This window comes from Flavobacterium tegetincola DSM 22377 (genome assembly GCF_000425485.1).
Taxonomy (GTDB): Bacteria; Bacteroidota; Bacteroidia; order Flavobacteriales; family Flavobacteriaceae; genus Flavobacterium; species Flavobacterium tegetincola.
On record NZ_AUDN01000020.1, the window covers coordinates 1 to 23,697 of the forward strand.

The following is a 23,697-nucleotide window of genomic DNA, read 5'->3' on the forward strand; positions in this document are numbered from 1 at the left end:
AAGGTGTTTTGGAACGTTTTTGGAGCGTATACAAGTATTCTTGGACTTGCTCTACATCCAATTCGGTTGGGATTTTACCAAAGTGCAATGCTATTGATGCAACATGTTGGGCATAATTCCTGTAGGTACTGTCGCTCCTGCCTAAAATGGACATCGCTCGTTCAAATCGGTGAAGTAATTCTGCAAATTCAGGAACTTGAGCAACGGCTCGACTCAGAATTGTGTTGGATCCAACTAACTCATCTGCTTTTTTTTGTCATTGTAATTAATTTTTAATTAGTTTTACAAAGGACTAACATTTTCAGGTAATACGCTACCGAAGGTTTAGTTCAACACGTGCACTAGACAAGTCGCAGACTTTAATTTCTTGTACAAGCGCCATCATTCTTCCGTGCAGCGTGCCGTCAATACTGTGCAATAAATACTCTTGCAAAGACAAGCGAAGCAATTTTTTAACACGAGAAGCGGCGCCAAATTCGCTGCCATTCTCGCGCACGCGTACCATCGAAGTCTTACTTTTTATCGCTTTTCCATTGAAACCGCCACCACTTTTTCGCGCCACAGCAACACCTTTTCGCATATAAAAATTGATACCGCCCAAAGTGCCTTCCAACTGAATGATTCCTTTTTGCTTTGCCATACTTGTCGAATTTTATTACAGGAACTAAGTTACTACTAAATAGTGATGTAAGATACTTTTATAGCGTATATATAGCGTCTTTATAACATGTGTGGAATGTTAATGCTTAATAGCAACTACTCAATAGCATACCAGATGTCAACCTGAAATTCTTTAACGTTCCTTAAACAACTGTTTGTTTCCACACTTCGTATTTTTGCAAAAGGAACTGCAGAACCACTGCGGCAGTGTCAAGCGATAGCAACCTGAAAATCGTCCGATAGAATGGTGTTCTGACCAAATCCCAAACGTTGTTTAATTAAAATTTACAAACAAAAATGAATTCAAGTACTAAAAATATCCTTTCGCCTTTTACTTTTCCTGTTTCAGGTATTGAAATAACGAGTCGCATTGTAATGGCTCCAATGACCACCTATTCCGGAAACGACGACGGGACAACCAACGATGCAGAAATTGAGTATTACCGCGAACGCAACCAGACGGCTGGATTATTACTTACCGCTTGTGCGTACGTAACTAAACAAGGAAAAGCATTTCACGGCCAGATCGGAGTAGATACGGATGTAATGATTCCTAGTTTACAACGAATCGCAACGACTTTAAAAGAAAACGGCAACAAAGCCGTACTCCAAATCCACCACGGAGGACGAATGTCGGCTCCCGAAGAATTGGCGGACGGCCAATCCATCAGTGCTAGTGCGGTTGCTGCAGAACGCGAAGACGCTCAAGTACCAAGAGAAATGACATCGACTGAAATTGAGGAAACAATTGCCGCTTATGGAGAAGCCACGCGTCGTGCAATCGCGGCCGGTTTTGACGGTGTGGAAATCCACGGTGCGAATACCTATTTAATTCAGCAATTCTTTTCGCCGCATTCCAACCTTAGAACCGACAAATGGGGTGGAAGCTTACAAAACCGAATGAATTTCCCACTAGCGGTAACAGATGCTGTTTTAAAAGCAGCAGCACTTGCGCCACGACCATTTTTGGTGGGGTACCGTATTTCGCCAGAAGAAGCGGAAAATCCAGGCATTACAATCAAGGATACACTGCAATTGGTGGAAGCGCTTGCAATGAAAAAACTAGATTATCTGCATGTTTCGGTAATGGATTTCTGGGGAGGTTCAATACGGGACACGACTGATGCAACGCCTAGAACACAGCTTATCGCAGCGCAAGTGGGTGCCAAACTTCCGGTGATTGGTGTTGGAAATATCCACACACCAGAAGAAGTAACCCGCGTTTTGCATACTGGAATTCCTTTAGTTGCAATGGCAAGAGAATTGTTGATGGACCCAAAATGGTTAATAAAAGTAGAAAACAATACAACGGATCAGATAAAAACCGAATTGGATCTCAACGACCAATCGGCACTTAAAATTCCAGATCCACTTTGGGAGCGACTCATTTCCAACGGAGATTGGATGCCAATTAAAAAATAATGCAGTAATTCCTGTCTCATTCATGCGACCTTTCATGTTTCTAAGATCGGTACCGCAGTGCCATGCATTGTAATGGTGTATCATTTTAAAAATTTTGCAGTTTCGCATCAATTTTTAAAATGAAAATACAGTGTTATTTTGCGTATTTTTAACGCAGGCTCACGTCTCTTTTTGCAACAAAAAACAGCACTAATTTTTGTGAACAGTACACATAAATAATCCATACGGTCAGTCACTTACTTCTGGCCGTATGTTTTTAGTTTTGAAAATCATATGAGAATAATTTGAAGTGAAGTGGAGCAACTGTTGACGCAAACGCTCATCCATTTCATTTTTTCTTTGTCAAATTATTTTAGCTTTTGCATTTGCAACTTTCGTATGATTTGTAACACTTCAATAAATCTTTAAGTAAAGTATTGGATACGAACATGTTAATTTTTGAAAACCAATATTTTAGAGTTGCACTATTTCACGGCACCGTTTATAATTCCGGATGGATTACATTTATACCACAACCTAGTAGAACGGGAAAAAACTTTCAAAAAGGAGGTTCTCTATTTTTCACGCTTTACATTTATTTGATGATCTCCATATAGTTTTCAAACTTGTAAGATCTATTAGAAATTACATACAATTTAACGGGCTAAATTTCGTAAATTCGTGAAACGGTACTGTCTAAATATTTTTTACAGATTACTGACCTTTTTGCAACATAATTTTAGCCTACATATTTAAAGTTATCCTTGTGAAATTTCTACAGGAATTGTTTTAAAATAGTCTTCACTACCAAAGAAACAAGCGTCAAATTAGACACTTTTCTACAAAATCGAATTATAAACACAAAATAAATACTACAAGATGAACTACAAAAATATTACAGTCGCAGGAAGTGGCGTTTTGGGATTTCAAATTGCCTTCCAAACCGCTTTTCATGGTTTTCAAGTCACAGTTTATGATATTAATGACGCCGCTTTAGAACGTGCCAAAGCTAAATTTGACGGTCTGAGCAAGGAATTTACCAAAGATTTGAATGCGACACCAGAACAATTAAAGCAAACATTTGATAATTTAACTTATTCGTCAGATTTAGCGGAAGCGGTAAAAAATGCCGACTTACTGATTGAATCGGTGCCTGAAAATCCAACGATCAAAATTGGCTTTTACGAAAAACTAGCAAAGGTCGCTCCTGCAAAAACGGTATTTGTAACCAATTCTTCTACCATGTTGCCTAGTGAATTTGCAGACGCAACGGGAAGACCTTCGCAATTTCTTGCATTGCACTTTGCCAACAGTATTTGGAAACACAATACCGCAGAAATTATGGGACATCCCGGGACCGACCCAAAAGTTTTTGAGGATATTGTTGCGTTCTCCAAAGCTATTGGAATGCTGGCTTTGCCTCTAAAAAAGGAACAACCGGGTTACATCATCAACTCAATGTTGGTGCCTTTCTTTTATTCCGCTACGGATTTACTATTAAGCGAAGTGGCCGATGCGCACACAATTGATAAAACATGGATGAAAGCAACCGGCGCTCCTGCAGGTCCATTTGGAATGGTAGACGTCGTTGGGATTACTACTTTATACAATGTTATAAAAATGAATGCCGAAAAAACAAAGGACCCAATTAGAATCAAAACGGTAGCCTTTTTAAAGGAAAACTTTATAGATACCAATAAACTCGGCGTTGCCACCGGTGAAGGATTTTATCAGTATCCAAATCCTGCCTACAAAGAGGAAGCATTTTTGAAATAATAGAAGAAACAAATACGGTCAAACTGCAAAGTGTTGACCGTATTTGTTTCCTTATATGGTTAAGCAGCTGGTGTTGAGGTTGCAATGCTTAACTGATTTTTTAATGAAGTAGTAAAGCATTAAAATGAATTGCCGCTTTACTTTTTATAAATTTACGTAAGAATTATAAATTGCTATTTGTTATGCAAATAAAATTACTTTCAACAAGCCGACTTTTTCTCTTCTTTTCGTTCTTTACGACTTCGGTGGTATGTTCCCAACAATTAGACCCCGAATTAAAAAAATTGATTACAAAAGGTTTGGAAAAAAGCCATAATGTGCAAATTAAAAATTTTGACGCTGCTCAAGCGCGAATCGACCAGACCAAAGCGAAATCGGTATTCCTTCCCAAAGTAACGTTCAACGGAAGTTACACCCGACTGGACGACGACATCACCTTTGACGACAATACTCAAAATCTTTTATTGGCAACCCAGAAGCTATTGATTAAAGAAGCCACCGGTATACCGTTTAACAGTGCTTTTCCAGATGGATTTCCGCTAGAAGCTGTTCCCAATTTGCAGAACAAAGACATTTTAAAATCATCTGTTGATGTGGACTGGGTTTTATTCACGGGACTGGAAGCACGTAATGCATTCAAAGCAAGTAAATCCAAAGAGGCATCGTTGCAGTATTTGGCTTTGGCCGAAAAGGATAAAATTGCACTGAATATTATTGAAACTTACGACAAACTGGCTTTAGTATATGCATCAAAAAAAGTACTGACGACTTCTGAAAACTATCTAAAAGAGCAAGAGTTTTATGTCAAAAAAGCAATTGAAAACGGATTGGCAACACCTATTGGTCGTAAGAAAATAGAATTGGCACAATTGCAACTCGCAGGTAAAATGTTAGAATTCAATCAGAACAAACAGTTGCTTATTGAAGTCTTGCACCAACTTACCAATGAAAGTAAAGAAACGCTGATGCTGCTTGAACCAACTTTGCAACCCTTCGCTATTGAAGGTTCTGGCAAAACAGAGAAAAGAAATGAAATTAAAGCATTGGAGGAAGCTGAAAAGGCAACGTTATTTAAGTCCAAGATGGAAAAAAGCAGTTTCATTCCCAAATTAGCACTAAAAGGACATTATGAATTTCTAGAAAACGATTTATCGTTGTTTGACCCCAGATGGTACATTGGTGTCGGCATCAAGTGGAATGTTTTTGATGCAAACGAATCGCGGCTGAAAAGCCAACAGTCGTTGATTGAAGGCCAGAAATACCGCCAACAAGTAGAAGAAGCAGATGAAATGATTGCTTTAAGCGTGGTCAAAGCCCAATTGGAATACGAAGCAGCGTTACAAAATACGGACATGATTCAAAAAGAAATTGAGTTAGCAGAAGAAACCTACGAAATGGTAGACAAGCAATACCGCAATGCATTGACGTCAATAAAAGAAGTTTTAGATGCGTTAAATGAAGTGGAAAAAGCCCACTTTAAATTGCAGCAATCTTATTTTGAGCAAAGAAGAGCGGTTGCCAATCTTCTTTTTGCAAAAGGAGTTCTCGCGTATTAATCACCTGAAAAAAGTTTAAAAATGAAAGCTATTCTAAAAATAATTCCTTTGACCATCCTAATAGGACTTGCAACTTCATGTGGAAAAGAAACCATAACAGGTTATCAGGGAAAAGTAAAGTTTGAAACCATTGCCGTAAGTAGCAAACTTGCCGGTAGAGTTAGTAAATTGTACGTAAAAGAAGGCCAAACCGTTCAAAAAGGAGATACGCTTGCTTTTATAGATATTCCCGAAGTCAACGCGAAAATGATGCAGGCGGAAGGGGCAATTACTTCGGCTCAAGGCCAATTGAATATGGCGAGTAAAGGTGCCACGGCAGAACAGTTGAGTCAAATTGACGGTCAGATTGACGCCGGAAAAGCCCAATTGAATTTTGCGCAAGAATCCTTCAACCGACTGAATGCAATGTACAAAGATTCACTCGTTAGTTTACAGCAATTGGACGAAGTAAAAATGAAACTGGAAATGGCAAAAGCACAAGTTTCCTCATTGAATGCCAAAAGAAAAGAAATAGGTTCAAGTGCTCGAAGCGAACAACTAGACCAGGCCAAGGGACAATTGAACCGTGCCGTTGGGGCAAAAGAGGAAGTGCTTTCTGCGGAAAGTGAAAAGTATTTGATTGCTCCAGCTGACATGACCATCGAAACAATCTCCTTGCATGTGGGCGAACTTTTAACGCCAGGTTTCACACTCTTCAATGGGTATGAAAAAAACAGCATGTACTTTAGATTTACCATTCCCGAATCAAAAATATATGATTTTAAGGTAGGGAATAAGGTTACGTTGGTCAATCCATATACCAAAACAGAAACGGCAGGCGAAGTAGTAGTCATCAAGCAAATTGCAGCGTATGCCGATGTAACAAGCACTGCTCCTTTGTATGATTTATCAGAATCCATTTATGAATTAAAGATACTTCCTACGTCAAAAATAACCGACCAGTCGTTCTTTCTAAACGCCACTATTCTTCTAAAATAATAACAGTATGAATGATTTTATCAGATTAGTCCGGGTCGAATTTTCACGCATTTTTTCCAATAATGTCTTGCTTGCCATCTTTATTGGAGCGCCTATTTTTTATGGAATCATATTTGGATATGTGTACCAACAAGGAAAAGTGGTTGATTTGCCTATTGTGATTGTGGACCAAGACCGCAGCCCGACTTCTGATAAAATCATTGACGCGTTTTCAGACAATGAAGTCTTGTATGTAAGCGATATTCGATATTCGCCGGGAAATATCCTAGCAGATATGCCTGTAAAAGAATATGCCGCGGTAATCACCGTACCTTCTAATTTTGAAGCAGATATCTTCCAAAAACGGCATCCCGAAATACGCGTTGATTTGAATATGGCCAATATCGTAAACGCCAACACAGCGAGTAAAGGGATTCAATCAGTACTGATGACCCTAAATGCTGGTATTGAAATCGAAGGATTAAAAAAATCAGGTATTCCTGCTGTAAAAGCCGCCGCTACTTACGAAAGTTTTAAGATTAATTTCAATAAACTCTATAATTCTAGTGGCAACTATGTTACTTTTATGCTACCGGGAATGCTTGCGGCAATCATGCAGCAAATTATCTTTCTAGCCATGGCACTGGTTTTTGCCCGAGATTTTGAAGACAATTATTTTGGCAGTTTGGTGCAGGAAAGCAAACTTTCATTATACCATATTGCTGTAAAAGCGACGCCGTTTTTCATCATGATTCCAATCATGTGGGGGATTGTAAGTAGTTTTATTCCCTATTTTAAAATTGAAGCAGACGTATTCAATTTCCCCATGCTGCTTTTGGTGTTCCTGTTGACTTTGGCATCAATGTGTATTGGAATGCTGTTTTCGTTGGCCATTCCAAGCCAGTTGAAAGCAACGGAACTTTTGATGGTCATTTCAACTCCCGCATTTGTACTAAGCGGATTTACATGGCCCACATCAGCGTTTCCAAGTGCAATTGCGAATGTGGCCCAATTTATTCCGCTGACGCAATTTTTAAGTGGATTCAGAAAAATTGCTTTTTACGGCGGTAATGTGGCTTCCATAATGCCCGAAATCAATAAATTATTGCTGATTATTGCGATAACTTTTATCGCGATGGTAACTTTACTACAATTTAAAATAAATAAACATACCAAGAAGTTGCAAGTAGTGGAAGAACCAATAGAGGAGCAGCAACGCTAAATAAAAAGATAATGGACACCTTGCAACTTGATGTATTTCAGTTTCAAAAGTGTACCACAAAGTCACGCATTTCCCGATGTTAAAGTTAGGTTACTTTTTTAAAATCGTTTTTATTGTAGCATTTATCGTATATATTTGAAAAATCAATAGCGACAAACAGATAATTTTTCTAAAGCTGAAGGGCATGAAAAATGATTAATTTTAATTTACAAAGCATCCATAAATGAGAATCTATTTACTACTTGGCATCGTATCCACATTTACTATCCTTTCTTGTAAAGAAAACCCATCAGAAAAAGCGACGGAATCGGTTGTTACTGTAACGGAAGAAGCTGCGCCAACTTTTCAAAATAAAGCGCATCAATTGGTATACGATATGACTCAGAAAGTAGGAGATTACATGCAACTTAGGGATAAGAAAGATGTGGTGTATACTTACTCTTATAAAACGCCGGATGGTATGGAAGATGTAGTAAAAGAACAATACCTCTTTGACGGAGAATTATCATATGGTGCTTATCAAAAACACGAGCGAACGCTGACTCAATATCCTGGACTTATAGAGCAAGGTTACGATGGAACTACCTATTGGCTAAAGCATGAAGGCGTAGCTATTACAGATGCTGAAGCTTTGAAAAAAGTGGCCTTTAATCGTCCGACCAATTTTTATTGGTTTACAATGATGCAGAAATTGACGGACCCCGGACTACAATACGAATATATAAAAGAACAAAAAATAGGTGATGCTACGTACGATGTGGTCAAAGTGAGTTTTGAAGCAAAGGACAACAAGCCTACAGATATTTACCAATTGTACATCAATAAAAAGACCCAGTTAGTGGACCAGTTTCTTTTTACCGTTATGGATTTCGGAAAGGCTGACCCATTATTGATGGAGCTAGAATACGAGAATATCGAAGGGTTGTTATTGCCTACAAAACGCAGATACAAAGCCTCCAACTGGGATGCAATGGTAACTGCTGAGCCTTGGATAGTAGTAAATTGGTCCAATGTGAAATTTAATAACGGATTACAAAAAGCAGATTTTATGCAATAAATGGTTGATGCAATTTGAGCATTTGGCTTGTATCGTTAAATACATTTTAGCGCAGACTAGACTATGAATTGCTCAATTGTTTTTAAAATTGACAGCAAGATTAATCGAAATTCGCAATTAAGAAGAACAGTTATTAGCTGCAGTGTTAATACTTGTATTTTGAAATAAAAGACCCGCTTTTTAGTAGAGTTTTGCTTACAAAATAGTTATCTCTAATTCAGATTTTATAGTGGAAGATTGTATTTTACTAAATTCCGCATTGCTTACTTGCGCATCTGTATAGAAATGTCCTTTTAAAAATGCACTGAATACTCTTCAGTTAAAGGAAACAGTTTACAAGTGTCAAATATCAATCAATGGAATTACAACACTATTTTTCTGTGAAATTGACCATCAATTCTAGTTTGAACAAATTAAATTTCTTACATTTAAAGATAGAAGTCGCTGCTGTAGTAGAGGTGGATTCGTGTACGTTTGTAGTACAGATAATTAGGTCCATTACCGAATACATTGCAATCTTACAGAAGCATTAAATATATTTAAATGAAAAATAATCTCGGAACTATTTCACTAATTATCGCCTTTTCGGGATTGGTGTTGCTTGAAATACTGTTGCATTTTCAATTTTTAGTACATCCAGGTTGGAACATTGCACGAGCTGGTTTTGAAGCGGCAACCATTGGTGGTGTAGCCGACTGGTTTGCAGTTCGGGCATTATTCCATGAAATTAAAATCCCATATATCAGAAAGCATACCAATATTATTGTCAAGAACAGAACTAAATTGACCGAAGGTATTGTGGATTTGGTAACCAATAAATGGCTTTCTCCCGAAGTAATAACGGAAAAATTAAGTGAAGTAGACGTGGCTTCGGCCATTTTAGAATTTTTGCAAAACCCAAACAGTCAGCAAAAAACGGTAAGTTTTATTCGTGAAATGGCGTTGAAATTGACTGCAGAAATGGACAGTCCCGAATTTGTAAATGCCGTTCAAAAAATAATCAACAAACAAATTGCAGCCATTGATTTGGCACCTACTATGGGCGCTTTTTTGGAAAAATCAATTCACAATGGCGACCATAACAAGTTGTGGGAATTGGTCATTGAAGCCAGCGAAAAATCATTGAATAACGTAGAAAGCAAGGAATTAATTCTCTCAAAATTAGAAGAAGCCATTCAAGAATACGGTGAAGAAGGTTTCTTTAAGAAAGCAACTTTATTTCTGGCAAAGAAAACCGGTGGCATCGATCTTGATAAAATTACCGCTGAACTACTGTTTAAAACAAGCGAATTATTAACCGAAGCCAAAGAAAATCCACAACATCCGATCCGAATTAAATTTGACACTTGGATGCTTGAATTTGCACAAAAATTATCGGAAGGCGACGAAAGTGCCATCAGCATCATTGACACACTCAAACTAAAATTGATTGCTTACTTGGAGACCGAAAATACGCTGGCACACTTGATGTCCAATTGGAAAAAGTCCATTTCCAAACAACTGGAAAATAATGAAACCGGTTTAATGCAGTTTTTAATAACCCATTTAAACCGCATGATAATAGACTTGCAACAAGACAAGGAAGCGCAAGATAAGATCAACCATTGGATTACCGAATCGGTTTCAGAACTGCTGACAAAATTTCATGGCGAGATTGGAAATATGGTGCGTACGAGTTTAATCAAACTGGATAATGAAGAACTAGTTGCTCAAATTGAAGGCAAAGTGGGTAGCGATTTGCAATACATCCGACTCAATGGTGCCGTGGTTGGCGGATTAGTTGGGATCATAATTGCTTCTATAAAATTACTGCTGAATTAAAAGGCCGAAATCAAAAAGTATAAGGTATTCTGAAATAGATTGTAATTTCATTCAAACTGTAGTAAGTTGGCAGTCTCAAAATGCACTAAAATTGCCAGCAATGAAAAAAGTATCTGTTCTGTTCTTATTTTTTACATTCGCAGTGCTGCAAGCGCAAGTGGTATTTGAAACAGCGCTGGAAACTGCTTTTCAAAAACGCAACAGCAAAACAAACCCGTATTCATTGAATATTTTAATTCAGATTGTTCGGTATGCAAGCGTTTGGGGAAATTGCTTCGCGAAGATAGCGAAGTGAGCGAATACTACAATGCGAATTACATTAGTTATGCGATGAACACCTATAACGAATTGCCTGCGCAGGAGCACGCTTTTTTGAAGAATGCGCATCTTAATTTTAACAGTGTTCCGGTGTTATTGTACTTCGACAAAGATAAAAAGTTCTTGCATTATAGTACTCCAGAAATCAATGCCGAATTTATAATTTCGGAAGGGAAAAAAGCGTTATTTCCAGCCTTTAACGCTGCAGGCTTAAAGTCGAAATACGAGGCAGGAGATCGAACCGTTCGTACACTGTACGCGTTCAGTAGTTTTTTGGTCATCCAAGAAAATACGCAACTTCTTAATAAAGTGACCCAAGAATTATACGACTCTTTTCGTAAAGGAGAATTGCCAACCAAGAAAAGTTACATCATCTTGAAAAACGTGGTACAATCTTCAGATAATGGGTTTTTTCAATATTGGATCAACAATTTGAGTGGGTTAACTGGTTTTGAAAGCGGAATTAAATCGGGTACAGAATTCAGTTATTTGCAAACCATTGTTTTAAAAGAGGTAAGCGATCCAAATAGTAAAAACTGGGACGAGGCAAAGAAAAATAAATACAAAGAGTACATTGTCAAGTTGAAAATGTCTGAAAATCCTGATGTGTTTTTTGAAATTCTTTAAGGAAAGAATTCAACCTTCAGTATGATGTAATTCTATCAAATTCATGCGGTACTAAAACACTTTATAGTAGGAAATCGATGCAATACAAGTTCATCAGTTGGAAAAATGGATGGGTACCTTATAAGTTATTTCAGAAAAGGTATAAGACAGTCACAGGGTGATTGTTATTATATTGCAGTTGGTAGAAATAGTTGTAAATAGGTCTAATTAGAAGCTTTTTCACAACTATTTTCACACTAAAAAAGTTTAAAAAACACCTGACCGAATACAATTATGAAAAAGATATTACTGAAGTTTAGCGCTATTTTATTAGTCGCTGTGACTTCTTGCAAAGATAAAACAACAGACGGCGCTGCGAAAGTAGACAAGGAAAATACCAAAGTTGTGCTTCCCGAAAGAGTGGAACCTAAAGATCCGACTTTTGTAATGGCGTTTACTAAGGATTGGCTCGCGGCAAATAAGGACGATTCACAGAAAATGAACTTAGTGTTAGCTGCCAACCGTACGGACGCTAAAAATATTACTACGATGGATTCTATTATAATTCCAAAGGATTTTTCGGGTGATATTGCTTACTATATGCCGTTTCCGCTTGAAGTGAAAGCATTGCAAAGTGTAGATAAAATTATATTTTTCTCCTATCCATCGCAGACTTTTGCAACGTATGAAAAGGGTGCATTGATCCACACTGGGCCAACCAATATGGGAAGCAAGAAACATAAAACGCCAACGGGACTGTTTTTCAGCAACTGGAAAGCAGAAGAAACCATCAGCACGTTTGACGACGAATGGAAATTAAAGTGGAATTTTAATGTCGAAAATTTAGAAGGAGTGGGATGGCATGAATATTCGTTACCTGGATACCCAGCTTCACACTCGTGCATGAGATTGCAGGAAAAAGATGCAAAAATACTGTACGATTGGGCAGATCAATGGGTATTGGCTGATGCAGAAACCGTAAAGGTGAAGGGAACGCCCACTGTAATATTTGGTTCGTATGATTTTGAGGCTCCAAAACCTTGGCTCAAATTAGTTGAGGATCCAAAAGCTTTGACCATTACAGCAGAAGAACTGGAAGAAGTAGTTTCACCCTTCCTGACTGAAATTAAAGCGGCTCAGACCAATAGAAAAGCACAAAAAGAAGTCGCAACTAATAAATAATGTTCTACCTAACAAGAAGCCTTTCAGTTGAGAGGCTTTTTTTTTAAGTTACCTTTTGTTCAGGATTGTGTAAGTAAATTGTATACCTTAGAGCTCTTTTTAATAGAATAACTACTCCAAAAGCATTTTTAAAAATGTCTGAAATAATAGAGGACCGTCAGATTTTTTCACTTTTAGAAGTCGCCAAGAGTGTTCAGAAAACCATAACTGAACGCTATACATCGGCCTTTTGGATCAAAGCTGAATTAAACAAGCTGAATTATTACAGTCATTCAGGACATTGTTATCCTGAATTGGTAGAGAAAAGAGACGGAAAGGTAATTGCACAAATCAAGTCCATCTTGTGGCGAGACGATTTCTATAAGGTCAATCAAAATTTTTTGAAGGTGCTTCAAGAACCTTTGAAAGAAGGAATTAAAATTTTGTTTTTGGCTAAAATCAGTTTTGATGCAACCTATGGACTATCCTTACAAATTATAGATATCGATCCCAGCTTTACGTTAGGCGATTTGAATCGTGAAAAACAGGAAACGATTGACAGGCTAAAATTAGAAGGGATTTTCGAGTTAAATAAAACAAGAAAAATGCCTTTGTTGTGCAAGCGCATTGCCATAATTTCCGTTGAAACGAGTAAAGGATATGCTGATTTTTTAACTATTTTGGACCATAATGAATGGAATTATAACTTCTTTCATTTACTTTTTCCTTCCATTTTGCAAGGTGAAAAGGCGGTTGCTGGAATTTCTGCACAATTGAAGCGCATTGAGAAGGTCTTACCTCACTTTGATGCGGTAGTAATTATTCGAGGCGGCGGTGCAGATATAGGATTGTCGTGTTTTAATAATTATCAGTTGGCGAAAGCCATAGCTACGTTTCCAATTCCCGTTTTAACAGGTATTGGTCACGCGACAAATCTGACGGTGAGTGAAATGGTTTCGTATCAAAATGCAATTACTCCTTCAAAAATAGCGGAGTTTTTAATTCAGAAATTCCATCATTTTTCGGAACCACTAAAGAGAGCACGGCAAACTATTGTGGATAAAGCAAAATATTTGATTATTTTGGAACGATCCAAATTGCAATCTGAGCTTAAAATGCTTCGTGCGGTAGCGCAAAATAAAGTCGTTCAAAATCAGCAAGCAATTTTGGTTTTCAAAAATCAGATATTGTTGCAGAGTGATGTGCTTCTTAAAGCAAATAATCAAAAGTTGGATTCCATCCAAGAAAAAATTATAACAACGGCCCAATTTCGTATTGCAGAAAACACGCAAATTTTGAAGCAAGCAACTCTAAAATTAGAAGTGGCAACCCAATTAAAAATAGAAAAAGAGCGTTTGTACCTAGCCAATTTTACACAAACAATGCTGTTGTTGGATCCTTTAAATATCTTGAAAAGAGGGTACAGCATCACGAGACTCAATGGAAAAATCATAAGCAATGTTGCAGGTTTAGAGGAAGGCGCTCGTATTGAAACGCAATTGCAACAAGGCACACTAATAAGTACTGTAAATACAAGTAAAAATGACTGAAACACCCAATTACACAGCAGCTTTTGAGGAACTGAAATCCATCGTTTCTGAAATGGAAAGTGGTGCAATTTCCATAGACGAATTGTCGGACAAATTAAAGCGGGCTACAGAATTAATTAAAATTTGCAACGCAAAATTGACAGCAACTGAAGGCGATGTAAAAACGATCTTGAAGGAATTGGAACAATAAGATTTTAAGGAATTAGAATTATCTTTAAAATCCGCGACTGGTGTGAAAATGAATCAACCTTGTAGCCAGTGTAAAATTACACAAGTTGCATGATACACATTTAGGAAGGTTTTGAGCTTAAAAATAGGTAGAAAATTAGTAGTACTTTTTTGTTTATTTCTTTAGTGCAATCAAATCGTTTTCTACTGTACATAGCATTGGATATGCTCACGGTATTTGGGGATTTTTAGTAAAGGATCATGCGATTTATACTTGACATGTTATCGCATACATCAAGCAAGATGTTTGCCGAGATGAAAGTGTATCGGTCTGTTTAAAATAGTTGGATGCAATACATAAAATCCATGAACAGAGTCAAGTAGTGCAAAAAAAATAGGGCTTGCTTTAATTAAAAAGCAAAACCCTATTTCACAACAATAAATAACCAACTTTATTTTATGGACGGGAGTTTATTTCCAACCACCTCCAAGTGATTTGTACAGGTTCACATGTGCCAAAAGTTGTTCTTTTTTAGTTTCAACCAATTCTAATTTGGACTCTAATGCATCGCGTTGCGTTAGTAATACCTCCATATAATCAGCTCGAGCCGACAGGAATAGTTTATTGGTAATGGCAATAGAATTGGTTAGCGCTTCCACTTGCTTTTCCTTCTGGTCGTAGCTCTTAGCTAGATTTGCAATTTTAGACATGCCATTCAAAACTTCGATATGTGCGTTTAAGATGGTTTTTTCATAGTCGAAAATAGCTTGCAATTGTTTGTCATTTGCATTGTAATAGGTCGCTTTAATAGCGTTTCTGTTAATTAACGGTGCTACCATATCGCCGGCTAAACCATACATTACAGAAGCAGGAGTCTCTGTAATGTATTTTAAATTAAAGGATTCTAAACCTAATCCTGCTTTAAGTGTAAAATTGGGATAGAAATTAGCGCGAGCTGACTTGGTATCTAATTTACGGGCTTGCAATTCAAATTCCGCTTGTCTGATGTCTGGACGATTTGCCAATAACTGTGAAGGAATACCCACATTGATGTCATCGATTTTCTTTTCGATGAAAGTATCGGAATTGCGAACGATGGGTTGCGGCATTCTACCTAATAGAAAATTGAGTTGGTTTTGCACCTCCACAATTTCCTGTTCAACAGCATACAATTCGCCCGTATTTTTATATACTTCTGCTTCTAAACGTTGTACACCTAATTCAGTAGCTTTTGCAGCTTCTTTTTGCAAGCGAATCGTTCGTAAACCGGTATTTTGAAGCTCTAAATTTTGTTTTAAGATAGAAAGTTTACTGTCTAACGCTTGAAGTTCGTAATACGAATTGGCAATTTCAGCAATCAAGTTGGTAACCATAAAGTTTTTTCCTTCCACAGAAGAAAGGTATTCCATGGCGGCTGCTTTCTTAGCATTTCGTAATTTTTTCCAAACATCTAATTCCCAAGTTGCAAATGCACCTACTTTGTAATTCGTCAAAGGTTCTGGAAATTCTTTTCCGTCTTTGATTTCAGTAGTAGCATCGTTGGCACCTTGGCTGGTGTATCTTCCCACTTTTTCAACTTCACCTGCCGCTTGAATGCCTAGAAAAGGAAGGTATTCACCCTTTCTGGTTTTTATTTCATTTCGCGCTATGTCTACTTGTTGCAACATGATGTTTAGCTCTTGGTTGCGTACCAATGCAGAGTCAATTAAAGTAGTGAGGTCCTCATCGTTAAAGAAGGATTTCCATTGAATTAATGCAGTGCTTGTTGTATCGTTTGTTGTAGCATTTGAAAACGTATCGGGTAAATCTGTTTTTTCACTTCGAATAGTCCGTGTTGGAACACAACTTTGTAATACGGAAACCGCAAGCAACACTGCAAGTGCAGACTGCGGTATTTTATAATTGAAAATCGGTTTAATCATTTTCATTTTTTTTCAGTAATTGTTTAATTTGTTTGTTCATTGCTTTAAGTTTGGCTTTTAACGAACCTTCTCCATCACTTTTTCGCATCAGTTCTTCTGAAACGGGTTCAAATTTTTCATCTTTGATTAAGCTTTTACCTTCAGACATTTTTGCAAATACATAATAGAGTCCTGGAATGAGGATGACACCAAATAAAGTTCCTATCAACATACCTCCAAGTGCCGAACCACCAATAGTACGGTTACCAATAGCACCTGCTCCAGTAGCCATAACCAGCGGAATTAATCCTGCAATAAAAGCAAAAGAAGTCATCAAAATAGGACGGAAACGCATTTTAGCACCTTCAATAGCGGCTTCTAAAATTGTGGCGCCTTGATTTTGTTTTTGAACGGCGACTTCCACAATAAGAACGGCATTTTTACCTAAAAGTCCGACGAGCATAATGACACCAATTTGGGCATACACATCATTTGACAGTCCCATGAGTTGCAAAAGCAAGAAGGAACCAAAAACGCCCACAGGTAAAGAAAGTAGTACTGCAAACGGAAGTAAAAAACTTTCGTATTGAGCAGCAAGTACGAAGTAAACAAAGATAAGTACGATTCCAAAAACATATAACGCATCGTTACCTCGGTTGGCTTCATCATACGATAAACCTTCCCATGCAATGTCATAACCATGAGGTAATTTCTCTTTGGCGACTTCTTTAATCGCTTCAATCGCATCGGCACTTGTAAAACCTTTAGCAGGAAGTCCACGGATAGAAGCCGAATTGTACAAATTGTACCGCGTAATTTCATTAGGACCTAAGGTTTTTTCCATGGTCATGAAAGAAGAATACGGAACCATTTCTCCAGCTTCATTTTTCACAAATAATTGTTCTAAATCAGAAGGGAGTTTGCGGTATTCTGGAGCGGCTTGGGTATATACTTTAAAGAAATAACCATATTTAATGTACCCTTGTTCATAGGTACTACCAATTAAAATATTTAAATTTTCCATGGCACTTCCAATAGAAACGCCTTTTTGCATGGCGGCTTTATTGTCAATATCTAATTTGTACTGCGGATAATTGGCAGAATAAAAAGTAAAAACACCAGAAAGTTCTTTTCTTTTGGCTAGCTCGGCAAGGAAATCATTGTTGATTTTATCAAACTCGTGGTAATCTGTTCCGTTGGTTTTATCTAACAAACGCAATGAGAAACCACCAGATGAACCAAAACCAGGTACTGCAGGTGGTTCGAAATATTCAATTACAGCTCCTAAGTCTTTGGATTTTTCTTCCAATTCTTCCATGATTTCATGAACCGTATGTTTTCTATCGGACCATGATTTTAAGTTAATCAAACAAGTACCTGCATTAGAACCACGTCCTTCCGTCATGATTTCATATCCGGCAAGAGACGACACTGACTCTACTCCTTCTACTTTTTCACAAACTGCTTGCAATCTTTTGGCTACATCATTTGTTCTTTCCAAAGTAGCTCCTGGAGGTGTTTGAATAATGGCATAAATCATTCCTTGGTCTTCACTAGGAATAAATCCTGCAGGCAAAGTGGCATTGGTAACATAAGTTCCGACACAAAAAGCAATTAAGATTCCAAAAGTAATTACACGACGGCTGACTATGTATTTTAATAACCCAACATAGCGGTTGGTAAGTACGTCAAATTTTCCGTTGAACCAATCAATAAATCGGTTGATAGGCGTTTTTTTACGCGGTTTTCCATGCGGATTTTGAAGCAACATAGCACACAAAACAGGTGTAAGCGTCAAAGCTACTACAGCAGAAATGATAATAGAACCTGCCATTGTGATGGAGAATTGTCTATAAAAAACACCAACCGGACCCGACATAAACGAAATAGGAATGAAAACAGAAACCATCACCAAAGTTATTGCGATAATGGCACCACCAATTTCACCAAGGACTTCTTGAGAAGCTTTGAAAGGGGAGAGGTGTTCCTCGTGCATCTTGACGTGGACTGCCTCGACGACGACAATGGCATTATCGACCACAATACCAATAGCCAATACAAGCGCGAATAGGGTAATTAAATTGATAGAAAGTCCAAACATTTGCATGATGAAAAAGGAACCAATTAACGAAACGGGAACGGCAATAATTGGGATTAAAGTCGAGCGCCAGTCACCCAAAAATAAGAATACAACAATAGCCACTAAGATAAAAGCATCTCGCAAAGTATGCAGTACTTGTTCAATCGAAGCATCCAAGAAATTGGAAACATCGTAACTCACTTTATATTCTACTCCTGGAGGTAAGTCTTTACCAAGGTCGGCTAGTTTTTCTTTTACTTCTTTAATTACATCGCTACCGTTACTTCCAAATGTCTGTTTTAAAACGATTGAAGCGGAAGGATTTCCATCTAAATTAGAATAAATATCATAAAATTCACTCCCTAATTCTACATCAGCAATGTCGCCTAAAGTAATGGTTTCTCCTTCGGAGTTTGCTTTGATAATGATACTTTTATATTCATCAGGTTCACTAAAACGGTCGCGGTACGTAAGCACGTATTCTAAAGATTGCGACTTTTTACCGGAACTTTGTCCTAAACGACCTGGACGTGCCAAGATACTTTGTTCTTGCATGGCTTCCATGACTTCGGTGGCCGAGATTTTATAGGCTCTCATTCGATCTGGTTTCAACCAAACCCGCATCGCATATTTTCTACTTCCTAGAATCTGGGCACTTGCTACACCTTTAAGACGCTGAATTTCAGGAATCATTTTAGTATAAGCGTAGTTGTACAAGAATTTTTCGTCGTTGTTTTTGTTTTTACTGAACAAGTTGATGTACATTAACATACTTGGCTGAACAGGAGTGATTACAACTCCTTCTCTTTGAACCAAATCAGGCAGTAAAGGCATCACTTGATCGACCCTAGTTTTGACCCTAACCACAGCGTCATTTGGGTCGGTTCCTGGTTCGAAAATGATACGTAAAGTTCCTTCACCAGCACTTGTAGCATCTGAAGCAATGTACCGCATTCCTTCCACACCGTTAATGGCCGTCTCAAGAGGAATTAAAGTAGATTTAACAAGTACATCTGAACTCGAACCTGGATAAGCAATGAAAATATTAACGGTTGTAGGGGCAATCTCGGGAAACTGTGAAATAGGCAATTGTTTGATTGCTAACAACCCCATGAATACGATTATGACCGAAATAACAATTGCTAAGACGGGTCTTTGTATAAATTTTTTAAACATGATTTATTTTTTTAAAGGGTAATTTACTCAGCATAAACATCTAAACGCGCCATTACTTTTTTAGGGTCTTCGAGTTTGTATTTAATGATGTCTTTGTCTTTTACCAAGCGAATTCCTTCTAGTAAAATTTTATCTCCTGTTTTTAAGCCGTTTTGCACAACAAATAAGTTAGGTAAACTGGTACCAACTGTAATTTCTGTTTGATGTACCGCATTTTTACTGTCAATTACAAATACATAACGTTTGTTAAGCACTTCAAAAGTCGCTTTTTGTGGAATAATCATAACATTTTTTAACGGCACCGTCATCAAAATTGTTCCTGTTTCTCCGTGACGCAATATGTTTTGTGGATTGGGAAACGAAGCTCTAAAAGCGATATTTCCTGTTTCGTTATTAAATTCTCCTTCAATAGTTTCTACGGTTCCCGTTTGATTAAAAACCTGACTGTTGGCCATCAATAATTTCACTTTTTCTTTTTCACCTTTTTTAGCAAGCATCATATAATTAAGATATTCTGCTTCAGAAACATTGTAGTACACCCACATTTGACTGTTGTCTGATAAAGTGGTAAGTAGTTCGCCTTCTTCTAAGATGCTTCCTTCTCGTGCTAACAAATGATCCACTACACCATTAAAAGGTGCTTTAATGTTGGTAAAACCCAAGTGTGTTTGTGCCAATAAAACTTCGGCTTTTGCTTTGTTGACTTTCGCTTTTGAAAGTGCCAATTCATTTTCCGAAACTACTTTGCTATCGGCTAATAGTTTAGTGTTTTTGTATTCAATGGTAGTAGCATCCTCTTCTGCCTTAGCTTTATCTAGTTCAGCTTGATAGATATTACCCATAATTTTGAAGAGATTTTGGCCTTTCTGAACTTTTTGACCTTCATCTACAGCTATATGTTCTAAATATCCTCGTTCCATTGAACGCACTTCAATATGGCGAATGGAGTGTATTTGACATACATATTCTTTGGTAATTAAAGTATCCATTACAATTGGAGTAGATACTTCAAAAATGCGTTCTTCTTTTTTTTCTTCTTGGTGTTCCTTACAACTAAGGATAGATAATGAGGCCATAAGACCTATGAAAATTGATATTTTTTTCATGATTGCTTTTGCTTTTTAAAACGAAATTTTTGGATTTTATCAAGTGTAGATTAAAAATCAACACAAAAATTTTACCTAGATAAAGAGTTATCGTGAGGATAATACTCTTTAAAAGGTGCATTTTAATACTTTAAAATGGCTGCAAAGCAATCAATCAAATTCTGAATACCTCGAAAATAAGGTACAGCGAAGAAGCTGTTTTTGATTGAAAAAAAATAGGGTGTAAAGCGGAAGTACAGCTTTTTGGTACAGGTAAGATTAATTGCAGTCGCTGTTTATGGTATGAGCATGCAACATTAATTAAAGTTGAAATTTTCTTACTGCTGAAATGCTCCGTGTCATCTTCATCATTTTCAGATAAAAATTCATTTTTAACGAACTGATCTCCCGATGAATTATTTTTAGAATACACATTTTCTACTGCTTTACTGGACTGAAAGTTACTGAAGTTAGCAGCTGTAATGGCAAGAAATGGTGCAGTTGAAACCGCTTGCGTAGAAACATTCGCCAATAGTGAATTGCAGCAAATAAGGAGTGCAATAACCAACAAAGCTATATGTTTAGACGGTTTTTCCATAAAGGATGCAAAACTATGTACTGGAATCAGTATCAACAAACACTTACTACTAAATGTTTGTTAAAGTGAAAGAGGTTTTGGTAACGGGTGGAGAAATGGATACTATTTTATTTTTAAGACGAGGTCATTCTATTAGAACCAAGAATTTATTTTAGATGGAAAGGATAGTGTATTTAAACATTTTTTTAATGGGACAGTGCAATTGGCATTAATATAAACATAACATCGTTTAATAAATACTGCTCCTTCGCAGACTTCCAATCCCTGCGAGGGTTAATACCGAAAATAATAACGGATTGTAGTCCTGTAATCATAAGCACTTCCAACTTTAGTAGTAAAATTTCTTTCTTAATTATAGCAAATTATGCGAACGACCATTCCAGTACTATGAATACTCAAGAAATACTAATCTCTCAAAACGGAGATGAAACTCTCAAAATAGATGCAGTTTAAAAGAAGAAAGGGTTTGATAAAATCAACTCAAACTGCTTTGCTTTTTTGAAAAAACCAGCAGTACAATTACGGAGCATAATTCGACTGTTTTTAAACACAGTGAATTAGAGGAAAATGTGGCATTTTATAAATTTCGACTATTTACTTCGCGTGATGATATTCAATTGCTACTACCGAAGTAAGTGCAGCTGTAATTTGCAGTACGTTAAATTAAGTTTTTACTTTTAACTTACACTCTCAGCTAAATTAGTATATCCAGAATAAACTATCCCTGTTTCAAGAAAAATTTTACAATTAGCGTTTGATCGTAATCAATTCATTTTCTACCGCGTATAGCATCAATCCAGCCGTGTTTTTTACACCCGATTTAACAAATATATTATTTTTATGTCCTTCAATTGTTTTGGGCGATAGGAACAACAACGCTCCAATTTCATTGGTTGTTTTCTGTTGGGCTATCAAGTGAATGATTTCTAATTCTCGTACCGTAAAGAATTCCTTTACCGTCAAATTAATTTTTGGAGTGTGATCATTGATTTGACTTTTTAGATAAATCAACTGTTCTTTTGAAAAATAATAACCTTCTCGCAGTACTTGATTAATAACAGCCATCAACTCGGTAGGAAGCAGTCCTTTTGGGAGATAGGCATTGAAGCCCATTTTTAATACATTTCCAATCTGATTGTCCTGAAAATGAGTGGATATTAATAAAATGGGCAACACGTCGCTGACTGTTCGCAAATAGGAAACAACGGTATTTCCCGTGCCATCCTTTAATTGGTAATCAATTAGAATCAAGTCGGGTAAGTTGCTACTATCATAATAAGCTAAGGCTGTTTTGCAATTGTGAAATTGGTTTCTAACCTTTAAATTAGTATTGCTTTCCAGAAACTGTGAAAGCAATGTGACTGTTAGTACATCGTCGTCTATGATGTCAATTGTATTTTTCATGAATTAATTTTTAAAAGCATTAGGTATTTCAATCCGCTATCTTTTAGGCGTTTGAATTTGAAATTCGCTTTCAGATATTGATTTCTAAACGCAATGTTTTTGTGCCCATTACCACCCAATTCAGCAGTAGACGGCAAAGTTGCTTGCAGCACACAGCAATCTTGGTAAACAAAGAGCAAAAGCCCTGGTCTTTCATAGATGCTAATTTTTACATGGCTGACTTTTGAATGCTTGAATGTGTTTTGAAGCAGCTCTTGGAAAATTCGGAACAGGTTAATTTTGTAATCCGCTGTCATGTTCGAACCTAAATTGATACGGTTTTTATAAAGTTGGTACGGAAAAGAAGCAGCATATTTATCGGCTTCAGAAGCGATCAATACATCTATAGGGCTTTCATTTACCATAGGTGGACTTACATCGTGAATGATCCGGCGGGTTTTGGATACCAACTCTTTCAATTCTGAAGCGGTAAGCTCCTGTTTCATTTCTACCTTAAATTGCATGCGTAATAATTCGCCCATAAAGCCATCATGCATGTCTCGGGCAATCCGTTCTCTTTCATCCTCTTGCGATTTAATGATGGAGTGACTTATCTCAAATTGATTTTTTAATTCGCTGTTTTTTTTATCGATTTCTAATTGGTGCGATTTGGCTAAAGATTTCATATACAAGGTATAAAAACCGGCAATCAGCAGTAGGATGAAAATCAAAATGAGTGCGAGCCAAAATATTAATATTTTGGGATTTTTCCATATTTCCATGAATCAACGAATAAAAATAAATGAAATAAAACACAAAGTAAAGAGTAGGCAATCCATAATATAAAAATTTTGTGATCCTGGATGTTAATCAGAAAGTTGAGTACTAAAAAGTAGATAAAAGTAAAAGAGAAATACAATATAATACTGAAATTTAAGCGAAGCAGTCGCGGGGACAAGGTAAATTTATAACTCGAATACAGAGCACAAAGGATAAAAAAAAGCGAATTAAAAACGCGGGAGAGTACAAATACAGATGCCGTTGGATTACGATAGATGATGGATACATCCATATGACACAATAAGATTCCTGCAAATACAAATCCATTTAAAATCCGACTGTTTACTAGTGTTTTGAAGTAGAGATAAAACAATACTAATTCAAGAACACTGAACAAAGGAATAAGCATTAAAGTTTCCCTATGGACATAAGCTCCGTAA

General features: G+C 37.0%; 21 protein-coding genes. 13 read left to right on the forward strand and 8 right to left on the reverse strand.

Annotation, left to right across the window (positions count from 1 at the left end; all coding sequences use genetic code 11):
- Both H602_RS18150 and H602_RS18155 read right to left on the reverse strand, forming a co-directional pair.
- Nucleotides 1-220 (reverse strand): phage integrase N-terminal SAM-like domain-containing protein (locus H602_RS18150; RefSeq protein WP_342663474.1); only part of this gene is annotated, 220 nt, incomplete at its 3' end.
- Nucleotides 221-313: 93 nt separating this feature from the next.
- Complete coding sequence (locus H602_RS18155; protein ID WP_051224169.1) at nt 314-640, reverse strand: hypothetical protein; 327 nt, start codon at nt 638-640, stop codon at nt 314-316.
- A 317-nt stretch (nt 641-957) separates the two neighbouring features.
- On the opposite strand from H602_RS18155, the gene H602_RS0104010 reads away from it, so the two are divergent.
- The 13 genes from H602_RS0104010 (at nt 958) to xseB (ending at nt 14,275) form a co-directional block, all read left to right on the forward strand.
- Nucleotides 958-2,082, forward strand: coding sequence for an NADH-dependent flavin oxidoreductase (locus H602_RS0104010; protein ID WP_026976850.1), 1,125 nt, complete (start codon nt 958-960; stop codon nt 2,080-2,082).
- An 858-nt stretch (nt 2,083-2,940) separates the two neighbouring features.
- Nucleotides 2,941-3,837 carry a 3-hydroxyacyl-CoA dehydrogenase gene (locus H602_RS0104015; protein ID WP_026976851.1) on the forward strand — a complete coding sequence of 299 codons (897 nt, stop codon included), beginning with the start codon at nt 2,941-2,943 and terminating at the stop codon, nt 3,835-3,837.
- Between the two features lie 182 nt (nt 3,838-4,019).
- Complete coding sequence (locus tag H602_RS0104020; RefSeq protein ID WP_026976852.1) at nt 4,020-5,393, forward strand: TolC family protein; 1,374 nt, start codon at nt 4,020-4,022, stop codon at nt 5,391-5,393.
- A gap of 21 nt (nt 5,394-5,414) precedes the next feature.
- Entirely contained in the window at nt 5,415-6,371 is a 957-nt protein-coding gene (locus H602_RS0104025) for an HlyD family secretion protein (protein WP_026976853.1), read from the forward strand.
- Between the two features lie 7 nt (nt 6,372-6,378).
- Nucleotides 6,379-7,572: an ABC transporter permease gene (locus tag H602_RS0104030; protein ID WP_026976854.1), complete on the forward strand. Its 1,194-nt coding sequence runs from the start codon at nt 6,379-6,381 to the stop codon at nt 7,570-7,572.
- A 223-nt stretch (nt 7,573-7,795) separates the two neighbouring features.
- The gene (locus H602_RS0104035) at nt 7,796-8,629 is read left to right on the forward strand and encodes a DUF6503 family protein (protein WP_026976855.1); all 834 of its coding nucleotides are present in this window, start codon (nt 7,796-7,798) and stop codon (nt 8,627-8,629) included.
- 356 nt (nt 8,630-8,985) lie between these two features.
- Nucleotides 8,986-9,162, forward strand: a complete 177-nt coding sequence (locus H602_RS19825; protein ID WP_157504900.1) for a hypothetical protein — start codon at nt 8,986-8,988, stop codon at nt 9,160-9,162.
- A gap of 10 nt (nt 9,163-9,172) precedes the next feature.
- Nucleotides 9,173-10,450: a DUF445 domain-containing protein gene (locus H602_RS0104040; RefSeq protein ID WP_026976856.1), complete on the forward strand. Its 1,278-nt coding sequence runs from the start codon at nt 9,173-9,175 to the stop codon at nt 10,448-10,450.
- A 100-nt stretch (nt 10,451-10,550) separates the two neighbouring features.
- Nucleotides 10,551-10,745, forward strand: coding sequence for a hypothetical protein (locus H602_RS0104045; protein WP_026976857.1), 195 nt, complete (start codon nt 10,551-10,553; stop codon nt 10,743-10,745).
- Nucleotides 10,673-11,395 carry a thioredoxin domain-containing protein gene (locus H602_RS0104050; RefSeq protein WP_342663475.1) on the forward strand — a complete coding sequence of 241 codons (723 nt, stop codon included), beginning with the start codon at nt 10,673-10,675 and terminating at the stop codon, nt 11,393-11,395. The genes H602_RS0104045 and H602_RS0104050 overlap by 73 nt, the downstream gene beginning before the upstream one ends.
- 273 nt (nt 11,396-11,668) lie before the next feature.
- A complete protein-coding gene (locus tag H602_RS0104055; protein ID WP_026976859.1) occupies nt 11,669-12,556 on the forward strand; it encodes a L,D-transpeptidase in 888 nt (295 codons plus the stop codon).
- A 134-nt stretch (nt 12,557-12,690) separates the two neighbouring features.
- The gene (xseA, locus tag H602_RS0104060) at nt 12,691-14,085 is read left to right on the forward strand and encodes an exodeoxyribonuclease VII large subunit (protein WP_026976860.1); all 1,395 of its coding nucleotides are present in this window, start codon (nt 12,691-12,693) and stop codon (nt 14,083-14,085) included.
- Nucleotides 14,078-14,275, forward strand: a complete 198-nt coding sequence (xseB, locus tag H602_RS0104065) for an exodeoxyribonuclease VII small subunit (RefSeq protein ID WP_026976861.1) — start codon at nt 14,078-14,080, stop codon at nt 14,273-14,275. Before xseA ends, xseB begins: the two co-directional genes overlap by 8 nt.
- Before the next feature lie 449 nt (nt 14,276-14,724).
- Here xseB and H602_RS0104070 read toward each other — a convergent pair whose 3' ends face one another.
- From H602_RS0104070 to H602_RS0104095, 6 genes are all read right to left on the reverse strand, one after another.
- Nucleotides 14,725-16,176: a TolC family protein gene (locus tag H602_RS0104070; protein ID WP_342663471.1), complete on the reverse strand. Its 1,452-nt coding sequence runs from the start codon at nt 16,174-16,176 to the stop codon at nt 14,725-14,727.
- Complete coding sequence (locus H602_RS0104075) at nt 16,169-19,411, reverse strand: efflux RND transporter permease subunit (protein ID WP_026976863.1); 3,243 nt, start codon at nt 19,409-19,411, stop codon at nt 16,169-16,171. The genes H602_RS0104070 and H602_RS0104075 overlap by 8 nt, the downstream gene beginning before the upstream one ends.
- A gap of 23 nt (nt 19,412-19,434) precedes the next feature.
- Nucleotides 19,435-20,517: an efflux RND transporter periplasmic adaptor subunit gene (locus H602_RS0104080; protein WP_026976864.1), complete on the reverse strand. Its 1,083-nt coding sequence runs from the start codon at nt 20,515-20,517 to the stop codon at nt 19,435-19,437.
- Nucleotides 20,518-20,671: 154 nt separating this feature from the next.
- Nucleotides 20,672-21,094 (reverse strand): hypothetical protein, encoded by a 423-nt coding sequence (locus H602_RS0104085; RefSeq protein ID WP_026976865.1) that lies wholly within the window; start codon nt 21,092-21,094, stop codon nt 20,672-20,674.
- Nucleotides 21,095-21,841: 747 nt separating this feature from the next.
- On the reverse strand, nt 21,842-22,498 hold the full coding sequence (locus H602_RS0104090; RefSeq protein ID WP_026976866.1) for a response regulator transcription factor: 657 nt from the start codon (nt 22,496-22,498) through the stop codon (nt 21,842-21,844).
- The gene (locus tag H602_RS0104095) at nt 22,495-23,163 is read right to left on the reverse strand and encodes a sensor histidine kinase (RefSeq protein ID WP_169516020.1); all 669 of its coding nucleotides are present in this window, start codon (nt 23,161-23,163) and stop codon (nt 22,495-22,497) included. Before H602_RS0104095 ends, H602_RS0104090 begins: the two co-directional genes overlap by 4 nt.
- Nucleotides 23,164-23,697 lie beyond the last annotated feature (534 nt).